The following is a 13,513-nucleotide window of genomic DNA, read 5'->3' on the forward strand; positions in this document are numbered from 1 at the left end:
AGAGGAGCGATCCTCTTCAGCAGATGCGCTATATCTGATCGTCTGGTACAGACGTAGTTATTATTTAGCAACCCAAAATGACGCTTCTGTGACAATACCGGATATCATACAGAGTGCCGAATTATCCTGGAATGGAACGGTTGCTTATTTTATTATCGAAATAGCGACAGCGCATATCTTACTTCAGACCGATTACAGCGATGTTACGGCCTTCATTTTTATGCAACGTCCTCATCGGATGCTAATTGACGTATGCCTCTTATGTCAATAACGGCAAAAAATATATCCATAGCAGGGCCTGCTCCATATCCTCTCCATAATTTGCACAATATAAATCAATCATCCGCTAGCAAAATGTTCATTGTGCCCAGGAGGAACAATGAACAAACTTAACGGTCATTTAAAATATGCTGAATATTTGCTCAGGAAATGGCGGTCTTTTTTCACAACAGACTTGCACTTCCATACAACCAGACTTTATAAATCATCGGGTAAACTTTCAAACTTAAGGCAGCCTGTAACGCTGAACGAAAAGCTATGTCACAGACTGATATTTGACCATAACACGTTATATACGTTTCTTGCTGATAAGCTTGCGGTTCGGGAGTATGTTCACGCCAGAACGCAAAAAATTAAAACGGTACCTCTGATTAGTATCTATAATAAAGCAGAAGATATCGATTTTAGCGTGTTACCTGAGAAGTTTGTTCTGAAGTGTAATCATGACTGCGGGAGCACCGTCATTTGCACAAGTCGGGACGGATTTAACACCACAAAAGCGGCGAACAGGCTTAAATTTGCGTTAAAGCGAAATATGTATTACACCACGAGGGAGTGGCAATATAAGAATATCAAGCCAGTCATTCTCTGCGAAGAGTACATAGATTTGTTTTCGGGTCAGGACAGGAACAATACTCCTGAAATGCTGCGGGTGCATTGTTTTCATGGTGTTGCCTGCTTCGTTGAGGCAGATTTCACCGATGATAGTGGGAAAGGTTTTATCAATGTTTATGATAGGTCCTGGCGATTGCAACCATTCCAGATGGAATACCCGAATACACCACATATGATTCAGGAGCCTGAATCATTTTGTCATGCCATTACTGCATCACAGGAGTTAGCAAAGGGAATAGACTATTGTCGTGTTGATCTTATGCTAAACAAAGATGAAATCTACTTCAGTGAAATTACATTAAGCCCAAAACGCGGGAAGCTTAAAATAACACCGTCAGAGTGGGATGCCAGACTCGGGGAGATGTGGCACTTAACGCCAGTAGAAAACAGGCTCGCATGAGCCTGTTTCATGATGTCGCTGACGTTACTTAACCACTGGCCATGACAGCCTGAATACTGAGTGATTCTGCTGCGTTAGCCTGTAACTTGCATCACCACTGTGGGCTAACATGATAGCTCTGACCACCGATAACCCAAGCCCGCACCCTTCGGGATTGGCTTCTCGTGCGCCTTCTCCACGCTGAAAGGGCTGGAACAAAAATTTCTGAAATGGTTGGGGAATGCCGGGGCCCTTATCCTCAATCAGAATGTAGTTTTCTTTATCAGTAACGCCATTTCTCACGACGAGTGTCTTCGATGTTGAATAGTGTAAGGCATTATCAAAGAGTACGGTCAGGCACTGAATAATGCGTAAGGGATCGCAGACGCAGTGCTGGTGTCTGAGTTCAGTTATAATATTGAAATGATTGCTTTTAAATTCCATCGCGAAGGCATCAAGCGCACTTGTTATCGTTTCCTGAAGATCAACTTCACAGGGTGATAATGTATAACCTGCTCCTCCGGAAGAGCTAACAACCCTGAGATCTTCAATCAGATGGGTTAACCCTTCGGTTTGCTTGAGCAGATTTTTGAACAAAGCCGCGTCCGGTTCAAAAACACCGTCTACCAGCCCCTGAAGCCGTCCCCGCAGAATCGTCACGGGTGTTCTGAGTTCATGGGCAATAGCCGCATTCCACGACTGTCTCTGGGCCTCCAGCGTTTGCAACTTTTCGGCCATTTCGTTGAAATCATTAACAAGGTTATTTATCTCCCCCAACTGCGACGTAGCACAATACGCCCTGGCATCAAGATCCCCTTGTGAAATGCGTTTCAGGCTATAGGCTACAGCGTTTAGCGGAGTCAGTATTCTTGCTGACAATTTCAATGTGAAAAAGAGGGAAATCATCAGACTGGTTGTTGTCGCGATGATTATCCATGACCAGTCCAGCAAGGTCATCTTGTCTTCTTCTCCGGATGCCAGACCTCCCGGAATGTAATCTATTAAAAAGGTATAAAATAAATAGGTTCCCACGATGGAGATAATAATGATGATGAACGTTAGCGATAGCATGTACGTCAATATTTGACGGCTCAGAATAGGCTCTTTTCTCATTTATTCTCACCCAACCGGTAACCCATCCCCCTTATACTTTCTGGAACCCCTTTAAGGCCTGCGTGTTCAAGTTTTTTACGCAGTTTACTCATGTGGCTGTCTACCGTTCGGTCAAGCGTGTCGCCTTCAGGCAGGCAGGCGTTAAGTAATTCTTCACGGGAACACACTTTTCTCGGGTTTCTGGCCAGATAAGTCAGGAGCTTAAATTCGGTTGTTGTCAGTACCGGGGTAACAACGTCACTCCCGACGGTGATCTCAATATAGAAATCATCAGGGTAGATGGTAATAAATGGCGTTCTGAGTGGTCTGGCACCAGCCTGCTGTGCGTTGGGTTTTGTTCGGCGCAGCACCGCTTCAACCCTCGCAACCACCTCGGAAGGATTAAAGGGTTTGATAACATAATCATCAGCACCAAGCCGTAAGCCCATGAGTTTATCCACATCCTGATCAAGCGCGGTGACCATAATGACGGGAACATTACTTTCTTTACGCAACGTTGTCAGGACACTCCAGCCATCAAACACGGGCAGGTGGATGTCCAGCAAGATAAGATCGGGTTTATTAAGGCGACTAAGGCTTATTGCCAGCTCGCCATCCGCCGCCCTGAGCGTCTTCATTCCCGCACGTTGTAAATAGCTCATCAGGATATCGGCTATTTCATCATCATCTTCGGCAACCAGGATTAGGTTGTTTTTGTTCATTTTATCTCCTGTTGTACGGATAATATATACTATGTCTTATCTGAGTATATGGCTGAAAAATTTGATACCAAAAGCAAATTAACGCCCATTGTTTGACCTGTCAGGTCTGTATGAAGCATTCAGACCCTCCTTTTATGTAAAAGTTGCAGTTATAGTGAAAATTTCCATTGTTGTATCAGGTAAGTGATAAAGGTCATTTAGAATGGTATCTCCATATTGGCTCCACATTACCGAAATAAACACTCAACACAGTAGTGTAATAGTGTGCAGGGCGTGCATTCAGGTATAGATGGAAAGGATATATTCTGTGAACAAATGAACTTCTGGAAAAAGAACCTGTCCATGACTTGCCACATTAATTAAATTTCGACGCTAATGAGTATGAACATTAAAAAATATGCAGTATCCAGAAAAATCAGCATCTCATTTGTATTCCTGTTAATGTCCTGGGGGTTGCTCTATCTTTGGCTGGTTCTGATGCACAATGAAGAAGAGCAAGTGGCGTCAACCATCCTCTCGTCACCGTTGATTTATGGCTGCATATCAATGTCAGTTCTGTTACTCATTTCGCAAAAAAAATCAGGGGCGCTTAAGGAGTTATGTATTTTGACTTTTGGTTTGGTGGTGATTTTTGCTTACCTTATCCTTATCTTCACCACGCTGCTGAATGTTCCGCCAGATATAGACGATCTGGTCTTTTACTATGAATGTTTTTTGTTGATCTTTTTTATTGGCTCACCTTTATATCTGACCATGAGAATGATTTGAATGCATGTGCAACACAAATTCAGATATTACATATTTATCTAAATAGGGGGGCGCAAGATCTCTGAGCCTGGCTCAACATTTCCTCCATAAACCCCCCATACACTCTAAACATGTACACCGTAGACTCAACACATGCTGAATGTCGCTTTATCTGGATGACATTCCGCAGCTGCTTACAAAAATTTTGCCACTCCGGGATCCCGGTAAACGGGTAACAACCGACGACGATAGACGTTTATCGGGTGGAGCATTCTGACTTACCTGAACGTTATGTTAGCTGACTGGAAGTATATTTAATGCCACAATTTTTTATTGAACGTCCTGTTTTCGCCTGGGTAGTGGCGCTGTTCATCGTTCTGACTGGAATATTGTCTATACCGCGTCTACCCGTCGCTCAGTATCCGGCAGTCGTGCCGCCTGGTATCATTATTTCGGTCAGTTACCCTGGCGTCAGTCCTGACGTCATGAACACATCCGTCGTTTCACTCATCGAACGTGAAATTTCTGGCGTGGATAATTTGCTTTATTTTGAATCCTCCAGCGATACCAGCGGTACAGCTTCTATTACGGTCACGTTCAGGCCTGGCACAGACATTAAACTTGCTCAGATGGATCTGCAAAACCAGATAAAAATTGTGGAGCCCCGTCTACCTCAGGCAGTTCGTCAAAACGGTATTAACGTTGAGGCGGCAAATTCCGGGTTTCTGATGATGTGGGGTTAACCTCCAGCACAGGAGAGTACCAGGAAGCAGATTTGAGCGACTATTTTGCCAGAAACGTGAGCGATGAGCTTCGGCGGGTGCCAGGCGTGGGAAAAATTCAGTTGTTTGGCGGTGAAAAAGCCCTGCGGATATGGCTGGATCCAATGAAACTGCACAGTTTTGGCCTTTCTGTCACCGACGTACTGACTGCCGTTGCCCAGCAAAACATGATCGTTTCACCTGGCAGAACGGGCGATGAGCCTACAGTACCCGGGCAGGGGGTGACGTATCCGATTACGGTGATGGGGCAGCTCTCCTCTGTGGATGCTTTTCGCAATATCACCATTAAGTCAGAGACGACAGGCGCACGTCTGAAGTTGTCCGATATCGCTCGCGTTGAGTCCGGGCTGCAAAGTTATGCTTTCGGCATCCGCGAGAAGGGGGTACCTGCCACGGCAGCCGCTATCCAGCTTTCGCCTGGCGCAAATGCGATAAGCACGGCATCGGGAATTCGCGAACGGATTAGCGAGCTTTCAGGTGTTCTTCCTGAAGGGATGGCGTTTACGGTTCCCTTTGATACCGCTCCCTTTGTGAAGCTTTCAATTCTGAAAGTCATGCAGACTTTTGCTGAAGCGATGGTGCTGGTCTTCCTTGTGATGCTGCTTTTTCTGCACAAGATACGTTGCACGCTGATCCCGGCTATTGTGGCACCGGTGGCACTTCTGGGGACCTTTACCGTGATGCTATTAAGTGGTTATTCCATCAACATTCTGACGATGTTTGGTATGGTGCTGGCGATTGGCATCATCGTTGATGACGCCATTGTTGTCGTAGAGAACGTCGAACGTCTGATGGAAGAAAAAGGGTTGTCTCCCCGGGATGCAACGCGGGAAGCTATGCATGAGATCACGCCAGCAATCATAGGCATTACGCTCGTACTCACCGCCGTATTTATTCCAATGGGTTTTGCGACCGGTTCCGTCGGCATCATTTACCGGCAATTTTGTATTTCTATGGCCGTGTCTATTTTGTTATCGGCATTTCTGGCGCTAACGCTTACACCTGCGCTGTGTGCCACGTTGCTTAAGCCTCATCCACCTGGCCAGAAGAACAGAGGCAATGCGTTTTCGTTGTGGTTTAACGCACGTTTCCACACGCTCACGTCCTTTTATGAGTCCGGTCTGGGCGGTGTTCTGAAGCGGACCGGGCGCATGATGCTGCTGTATGCTGCATTATGTAGTGCCTTGTTTGTCGGGTTATCCTCGTTACCTTCTTCGTTTCTGCCAGACGAAGATCAAGGCTACTTTATGTCTTCTATCCAGCTGCCTGCAGACGCCACGATGCAGCGTACCCTGAAGGTGGTGAAAACATTTGAAGATGAAATTGCGTCACGGCAGGCAATTGAAAGCAACATCATGATCCTCGGATTTGGGTTTTCAGGTTCAGGGCCGAATTCGGCAATGTCCTTCACCACGCTGAAAGACTGGAAATACCGTAAGGGAGCCACCGCGCAGGATGAAGCCGACCATATCCAGTCCAGAATGGAAGCTGTTCCTGATGCGGTCACAATGAGCCTGCTTCCACCGGCAATTTCCGATATGGGGACCTCATCCGGATTTACCTATTACCTGCAGGACAGAGGGGGGAAGGGGTATCAGGCATTAAAAAATGCAGCGGATGAGCTCGTGCGGCATGCCAACCAGAGTTCACAATTGACGGATGTTTATATTGATGGGCTTCCGGAGGGAACCCGCCTGGCCCTTAATGTGGACAGGGAAAAGGCGGAAGCCATGAGCGTGTCGTTTGAAGAGATTAATCAAACGCTTTCCGTCACAACAGGCTCAAATTACGTCAATGACTACACAAATAATGGCCGGGTTCAGCAGGTTATTGTACAGGCCGATGCACCTTACCGCATGCAGCCTGAGCAGTTACTGAACATCCCGGTAAAAAACCGCTTGGGGCAAATGGTACCCTTGTCGACATTTGTGACCCAATCCTGGGCCGTCGCACCACAGCAGTTAAATCGTTATCAGGGGTATCCTGCTATACGCATCACCGGCAGCGCGGCTCCGGGGGGTGCGATGGCAGAGATGGAAACGCTGGCAGGGCGTTTACCCGCAGGCTTTGCAGGAGAATGGGCGGGCAGCTCATTACAGGAAAAAGAGTCTGCATCTCAACTCCCGGGGCTCATTGTCCTGTCGATTTTAGTGGTGTTTATGGTTTTGGCGGCACTGTATGAAAGCTGGTCTATTCCGTTTGCGGTTATGCTGGTTGTTCCGCTGGGGCTCCTCGGCGCGGTTCTGGCTGTGACCATTGCGAATATGACGAACGATGTCTTTTTCAAAGTGGGGCTGATAACCCTGATAGGGCTGTCTGCCAAAAATGCGATTCTGATTATAGAGTTTGCGAGGCAGTTACGGGCTCAGGGTCACACGTTGATACAGGCAACTTTAGCTGCGTCGAAGCAACGCTTAAGGCCGATACTCATGACGTCACTTGCTTTTACGCTGGGGGTCGTGCCACTGATGTTCGCCAGCGGAGCAAGCGACAGTACGCAGCACGCAATTGGTACGGGCGTTTTCGGCGGTATGATAAGTGGTACTTTACTCGCCGTTTTCTTTGTGCCCGTTTTCTATGTGGTGATTATGCGTTTCATTGACACGCGGAAAAAGTAGGAAGCCAGACAGAACGTCATGCCCCGACAGCATCATCTGCCGGGGCATTCTGACGTCACTGCCGCCTGCAACCCTTACAATGATTCTTTGCTATCGTATTCGCAGAGATCTTCAATGATACAGGAGCCGCAGCGAGGCTTGCGCGCAATGCAGGTATAACGGCCATGCAGAATCAACCAGTGATGGCAATCGACCTTAAATTCGGCGGGAACCACTTTTAACAGTTTCTCTTCAACCTGTTCTACGTTCTTACCCGGTGCGAAGCGAGTGCGGTTGGATACGCGGAAAATATGGGTGTCAACGGCGATAGTTGGCCAGCCAAACGCAGTGTTCAACACCACGTTAGCTGTTTTACGCCCAACGCCAGGTAACGCCTCCAGCGCAGCACGATCTTCCGGTACTTCACCGCCGTGCTGTTCAAGCAAAATCCGGCAGGTCTTGATGACGTTTTCCGCTTTGCTGTTAAACAGGCCGATGGTTTTGATATACGACTTCACGCCATCTACACCAAGCTCCAGCATCGCCTTTGGCGTGTTGGCTACCGGATAGAGCAGGGCAGTCGCTTTATTGACGCTCACGTCAGTGGCCTGCGCCGAAAGCAACACGGCGATCAATAGCTCAAACGGCGAGTTAAAATTCAGCTCCGTCGTCGGATGTGGGTTCTCGTCCCGCAGACGGGTCAGGATCGCGATGCGTTTTTCTTTATTCATGAGGCCTTCTCGGGTATCCCTTCCTGTACGCTGCGCTCGGCAGCACGGCGTTTACGTTTCTCATCAATCAGATATTTTACCGCCAGCATCATGCCGAGGCCAATAAAAGCGCCCGGCGGTAACATCGCCAGCAGGAATGGTGTATCCGTATGGAACACCTCGATACGCAACGCTTTTGCCCAGCCGCCCAGCAGCGCATCGGCACCGTCAAACAGCGTTCCGTTGCCCAGAATTTCACGCAGAGATCCCAGAACAAACATTGCGCAGGTCGCACCCATGCCGATGGAAAAACCATCCAGGGCTGACATTGCCGGGCTGTTCTTCACCGCAAAGGCTTCAGCGCGTCCGACCACAATACAGTTGGTCACGATAAGCGGAATAAAAATCCCCAGAGACTGGTACAGACCAAAAGCATAGGCGTTAATCAGCATCTGAACGATACTCACCACCGAAGCGATGATCATCACGTAAATCGGAATGCGGATTTCCGACGGTGTCCAGCGTCGCAGCGCGGAGATGGACAGGTTGGTCAGGGTCAGCACCAGCGTTGTCGCCAGCCCCAGGCCAAGCGCGTTGGTGGCGGTGGATGTCACTGCCAGCAGCGGGCACATCCCCAGCAATTGCACCAGTGCGGAGTTGTTTTTCCACAGCCCCTGGACGATAACCTCTTTAACCTGGCTCATGACTACTCCTCACAGGCCGGAAGATTATTAATTTGCGCGGGCAGTGTTTCTGCATACAACCCGGCTCGTTTTACGGCATTGACGACGGCGCGCGGGGTAATGGTTGCGCCCGTGAACTGGTCGAATTCGCCGCCATCTTTCTTCACGGCGAAAGCCGTGTCTGTCTCACCGTGGATCACTTTACCGGCAAAATGCAAAATCCAGTCGCTCAGACGCAGTTCGATTTTATCTCCCAGCCCTGGCGTTTCATGATGTGCCGTCACGCGGGTACCCAGCACGGTACCGGAAAAATCGCTGCCAACGAGCAGTTGAATGGCACCGGAATACCCGTCGGGGGCCGTCGCTTCCATGACCGCGCCCACGGCCTTATCCCCTTTGCGGGCAATAAAGACGCGATGTGTGCCTTTGCCTAACTGCGGTGCCTGCACCACGAAACAGCTTTTCTGCAGATCATTATCGTAGACGTCAGACGGGATCACCTGATCGAACAACGCTTTTTGCTGCTTCGCTGCCTGTTCATCAATGGTCGTTTTGGTCAGTGCGTTTACCAGCGCCGTCAGCCCTGTCAGGACGGCGGCGAAAATGGCCAGCGTGACGCCATGTTTTTGCATTGTTTTCAGCATAGCGAAACCCTTAACGATGACCATACACACGCGGACGCGTGTAGTAGTCAATGAGCGGAACGGTGATGTTGGCAAGCAGGACGGCGAAGGCAACACCGTCCGGGTAGCCGCCAAAGCTACGAATAAGCCACACCAGCAGCCCGGCGAGCGCGCCGAAAATCAGGCGACCGCGATTGGTGGTAGACGCTGTGACCGGGTCGGTCAGGATAAAGAACGCACCCAGCATGGTCGCGCCGGAGAGTAGATGCATCTGCGGGCTGGCAAGTGACTCAGGAGAAAACACCCAGCCCAGCGTGGAACAGACTGCCAGCGTCACAAGGAAACTGACCGGAATATGCCAGCGAATCGCTTTTTGTTGCAACAGGAACACGCCACCCAGCAGATACGCCAGGTTGACCCACTGCCAGCCAGCACCTGCCAGCACACCGCTGTAAATCGCCGATTTCATGATCTGCTCAACGCTGTGCCCGGCATGCAGGGAGGTTTTAAAGGTATCAAGTGGGGTGGCCTGGCTGATACCGTCCACACCCATACGCAGCGTGTTCATATCGGCACCGGATGCCGTATGGCTGGTAAAGATCATCTGCAGGGCATCCATAAAACCTGGCACTGTGGCTGCTATTTCGTGCGGCGGCAACCAGCTGGTCATCTGTACCGGGAAGGAGATCAGCAGAACCACGTAACCGATCATCGCCGGGTTAAACGGGTTATGGCCCAGCCCGCCATAGAGTTGTTTGGCAATGATCACTGCGAACACGGTACCGAGAACCACCATCCACCACGGAGCAAACGGTGGAATACTGATAGCCAGTAGCAGGCCGGTTAACAGCGCGGAGTTGTCGCTCAGAATACGGGAGACATCCATCTTACGCAGCTTCAGCACCAGCGCTTCAGCCGTTAACGCACTGGCGCAACCCAGGACTAACTGGAAAAGGGTTCCCCAGCCGAAAAACCAGCACTGTACGGCGATGCCCGGCAGTGCGGCCAGACAGACCAGCATCATAATCCGGGACGTCTGACGCTGGTTATGGGTGTAGGGGGAACTTGCGATTCTGAAAACCATTTAATCCTCGTTAACTGCTTGCTGTGCGGCTTTCTTCGCCTGAACGCGCGCAATCGCGGCAGCGACGGCGGCTTTGCGTGGATCGTCATTTGCGGTCAGGGGCTGTTCTTCCTGCTGTGCCGCTTTGCGTGCTTTGGCCCGGGCAATCGCTGCTTCAACGGCAGCTTTGCGCGGATCAACCGGCGCGTCTGACTCCGTGGTTTGCTCCAGCTGCGCGGCTTTACGCGCTTTGGCGCGGGCGATAGCCGCTTCCACTGCAGCCTTACGTGGGTCAACCTGTTCAGGCTCAACAACCACGTCCTGCTGTCCGGCTTTACGCGCTTTGGCGCGAGCAATAGCCGCTTCAACGGCAGCTTTACGCGGATCGGCGTTCACTTCCGGCTGTACGTCTTGTGCTTTCTCTGCCTGACGTGCGCGTGCTGCGGCCTTACGCGCTTCACGGGCGGCAATGGCTTCGCTGTTATCCGGTTTCTCGCCTGCCGGGATCACCACGGTTTGTGCGGCGGTAGCTTTTTTCTCCCGCACGCGAGCCAGCGCGGCGTTTATCGCATCCTGATCTTTCTCTCCAGGCTGGACGGCTGCCTGCTTATGGCGCTCCTGACGGGCCATTTTCTCGCGTTCGAGTCGTGCCTGACGGGCTTCAAAACGGGCTTTTGCGTCGGCAGCGCGTTTCTCTTCCTGGGAGATGGCATAAATTTCAGCCTTCTCCTGACGGAAATATTGCACCAGCGGGATGTTGCTTGGACACACCCAGGCGCAGGCACCGCATTCTATACAGTCGGCAAGGTTATGTGCTTTGGCTTTATCGTGCAGCTGACCTTTGCTGTACCAGTACAACTGCTGCGGGAGCAGATCCGCCGGGCAGGCGTCGGCGCAGGCGCTACAACGAATACAGCCTTTCTCTTCCTGCTCTTCGCCCATTTCCGTCGGGGAAGGGGCGAGCAGGCAGTTGGTGATCTTCACGACCGGGACATCCAGCCACGGCAGGGTAAAGCCCATCAGAGGGCCCCCCATAATCACCATCTGGTCACTGCCAGGGCAGAACCCGGCCTGATCCAGAAGATGACGCACTGGCGTACCCAGACGCGCCCAGACGTTGCCAGGCCGGGAAACTGACTCCCCGGTCAGCGTCACCACGCGCTCGGTCAGCGGTTCACCGTCAATCACTGCACGCTTCACGGCATAGGCGGTACCGACGTTTTGCATCAGCACGCCAATATCGGAGGAGCGTCCGCCGTGCGGAACCTGTTTACCGGTCAAAATTTGTGTCAGCTGTTTCGCGCCACCTGACGGGTATTTAGTCGGGATAACGCGCAGGCTGATATCATGACAGCCTGCCAGTACTGCGCGCAGCATGGAAATGGCCTGCGGTTTGTTATCTTCAATACCAATCAGCACGTCGCGCGGCTGCAGGATGTGCGCGAGGATACGGATACCTTCCACCACCTGTGCAGCACAGTCCTGCATCAGACGGTCATCGGCGGTGATATATGGCTCGCACTCGGCGGCATTGATGATCAGCGTCTGAATTTTATCGCCGCCGCCGCGCAGTTTGGTGCCCGTCGGGAACCCTGCACCACCCAGACCGGCAACGCCGAACTGATGAATGCGTTCGATAAGTGCTTCACGACTCTGGGTGCGGTAGTCGCTCCAGCCGTCACGGTCTATCCAGCGATCTTCACCGTCGGCTTCAATAACGACGCTCAGTTCAGACAGTGCAGAAGGGTGGGCAACGGTATGGGGCGCAATCGACACCACTTTGCCGGACGTTGGGGCGTGTATCGGCAGCATACGTCCGCGACCAAAGGTCAGCGGCTGGCCGCGAAGGACAATGTCACCTTCTTTTACGCACAGTTCACCTTCCGCGCCGATATGTTGTTTCAGCGGCATGACGTAACGGGTGGCCAGCGGAATTTGACGCAGCGGCGTACCGTTGGACTGGGTTTTCATCTCTGGCGGATGAATACCGCCGTCAAAGTCCCAAATCTTCTCTTTTCTGAACGCAGAAAATAACTTAAGCATGTTGTTCCACAGGAATGATGCGAACCGGAATGGTTTGAAGATCCCACTTCCAGCTTTCGGTAGTCGTTTCGACCGGACGCAATTCTATGCACTGTGTCGGGCAGGGGGCCACGCAGAGATTACAGCCGGTGCACAGATCTGCCACTACGGTATGCATGGCGCGGGTTGCGCCAACAATGGCGTCGACAGGGCAGGCCTGAATACATTTGGTACAGCCAATACAGTTTGCTTCGTCGATCACGGCAAGGGCCCGAACCGGCTCCTGTACCTCCGCATCACCATCAACAGGCTGCGGATCAACGTTAAGCAGGGCCGCTATTTTCAGCATCACCGCTTCGCCACCTGGCGCACAGCGGTTGATTTTCTCACCCTGAATACCGACGGCTTCTGCATAGGGGCGACAGCCAGGGTAACCACATTGCCCACACTGGCTTTGCGGCAGGAGCTCATCAATTTTTTCTACAACCGGATCGTCCTCGACCGCAAACCGACGGGAGGCGTAACCCAGAATCAGGCCAAACATCAACCCCAGGACGCTGATGGAGGCGATGGCAATCCAGATAGCATTCATTACAACTTCACCAGCCCACTAAAGCCCATAAAGGCCAAAGACATTAAACCTGCGGTCACCAGTGCAATCGCATTCCCGCGAAAGGGCGCAGGGATGTCCGCAGCCGCCAGGCGTTCACGAATAGAGGCAAACAGCACCATCACCAGCGAGAAACCGACGGCGGCAGAGAAGCCATACAGCGCCGATTGCATGAAGTTATGCCCGAGGTTGATGTTCAGCAGTGCCACGCCAAGTACGGCGCAGTTGGTGGTGATCAGCGGCAAAAAGATGCCCAGCAGGCGATACAGCGCAGGGCTGGTTTTGCGCACCACCATTTCGGTAAATTGCACAACAACCGCGATAACCAGGATAAAAGCCAGCGTGCGGAGATAGGTTAACCCCAGCGGGATGAGGATCCAGGTATCAATCCACCACGCGCAGACAGAGGCCAGCGTCATGACGAAGGTTGTCGCCAGCCCCATGCCCATTGCAGTTTCCAGCTTTTTGGAAACCCCCATAAACGGGCACAGGCCAAGAAACTTCACCAGAACGAAGTTGTTAACCAGCACAGTCCCGACAAAGAGCAGTAAGTAATCGGTCATTATTCAGCCTGAAATAAAAAAGCCAC

Annotated in this window: 11 protein-coding genes and 1 pseudogene; 3 read left to right on the plus strand and 9 right to left on the minus strand. The window is 51.3% G+C overall.

What is annotated here, in order from left to right; all coding sequences use genetic code 11:
* The first annotated feature begins 379 nt into the window (after positions 1–379).
* Positions 380–1,294 carry an ATP-grasp fold amidoligase family protein gene (locus HV318_RS01490; protein ID WP_182271225.1) on the plus strand — a complete coding sequence of 305 codons (915 nt, stop codon included), beginning with the start codon at positions 380–382 and terminating at the stop codon, positions 1,292–1,294.
* A gap of 24 nt (positions 1,295–1,318) precedes the next feature.
* Here the strand turns inward: HV318_RS01490 and HV318_RS01495 are convergent, their stop codons facing one another.
* Both HV318_RS01495 and HV318_RS01500 read right to left on the minus strand, forming a co-directional pair.
* Positions 1,319–2,386: an ATP-binding protein gene (locus HV318_RS01495; protein WP_182271226.1), complete on the minus strand. Its 1,068-nt coding sequence runs from the start codon at positions 2,384–2,386 to the stop codon at positions 1,319–1,321.
* Positions 2,383–3,087 (minus strand): response regulator, encoded by a 705-nt coding sequence (locus HV318_RS01500; protein WP_182271227.1) that lies wholly within the window; start codon positions 3,085–3,087, stop codon positions 2,383–2,385. Before HV318_RS01500 ends, HV318_RS01495 begins: the two co-directional genes overlap by 4 nt.
* A gap of 381 nt (positions 3,088–3,468) precedes the next feature.
* Here HV318_RS01500 and crrC point away from each other — a divergent pair, with 381 nt between their 5' ends.
* Positions 3,469–3,855 (plus strand): colistin resistant protein CrrC, encoded by a 387-nt coding sequence (gene crrC, locus HV318_RS01505; RefSeq protein ID WP_182271228.1) that lies wholly within the window; start codon positions 3,469–3,471, stop codon positions 3,853–3,855.
* 296 nt (positions 3,856–4,151) lie between these two features.
* Positions 4,152–7,234 (plus strand): annotated as a pseudogene (locus tag HV318_RS01510) (multidrug efflux RND transporter permease subunit).
* Positions 7,235–7,308: 74 nt separating this feature from the next.
* Here HV318_RS01510 and nth read toward each other — a convergent pair.
* Genes nth through rsxA form a run of 7 tightly spaced genes read right to left on the minus strand, consistent with a single transcriptional unit; the run spans position 7,309 to position 13,487 of the window.
* On the minus strand, positions 7,309–7,944 hold the full coding sequence (gene nth, locus HV318_RS01515) for an endonuclease III (protein ID WP_182271229.1): 636 nt from the start codon (positions 7,942–7,944) through the stop codon (positions 7,309–7,311).
* Entirely contained in the window at positions 7,941–8,627 is a 687-nt protein-coding gene (gene rsxE / locus HV318_RS01520; RefSeq protein ID WP_182271230.1) for an electron transport complex subunit E, read from the minus strand. The genes nth and rsxE overlap by 4 nt, the downstream gene beginning before the upstream one ends.
* A gap of 2 nt (positions 8,628–8,629) precedes the next feature.
* Positions 8,630–9,250, minus strand: coding sequence for an electron transport complex subunit RsxG (rsxG, locus tag HV318_RS01525; protein WP_182271231.1), 621 nt, complete (start codon positions 9,248–9,250; stop codon positions 8,630–8,632).
* A gap of 10 nt (positions 9,251–9,260) precedes the next feature.
* Positions 9,261–10,313, minus strand: a complete 1,053-nt coding sequence (gene rsxD, locus HV318_RS01530; protein WP_182271232.1) for an electron transport complex subunit RsxD — start codon at positions 10,311–10,313, stop codon at positions 9,261–9,263.
* The gene (gene rsxC, locus HV318_RS01535) at positions 10,314–12,335 is read right to left on the minus strand and encodes an electron transport complex subunit RsxC (RefSeq protein WP_182271233.1); all 2,022 of its coding nucleotides are present in this window, start codon (positions 12,333–12,335) and stop codon (positions 10,314–10,316) included.
* Positions 12,328–12,906 (minus strand): electron transport complex subunit RsxB, encoded by a 579-nt coding sequence (gene rsxB / locus HV318_RS01540; RefSeq protein ID WP_182271234.1) that lies wholly within the window; start codon positions 12,904–12,906, stop codon positions 12,328–12,330. Before rsxB ends, rsxC begins: the two co-directional genes overlap by 8 nt.
* The gene (rsxA, locus tag HV318_RS01545; protein WP_182271235.1) at positions 12,906–13,487 is read right to left on the minus strand and encodes an electron transport complex subunit RsxA; all 582 of its coding nucleotides are present in this window, start codon (positions 13,485–13,487) and stop codon (positions 12,906–12,908) included. Before rsxA ends, rsxB begins: the two co-directional genes overlap by 1 nt.
* Between the last annotated feature and the right edge of the window lie 26 nt (positions 13,488–13,513).

The organism is Enterobacter sp. RHBSTW-00901 (assembly GCF_014103115.1).
GTDB classification, from domain to species: domain Bacteria; phylum Pseudomonadota; class Gammaproteobacteria; order Enterobacterales; family Enterobacteriaceae; genus Enterobacter; species Enterobacter cloacae_P.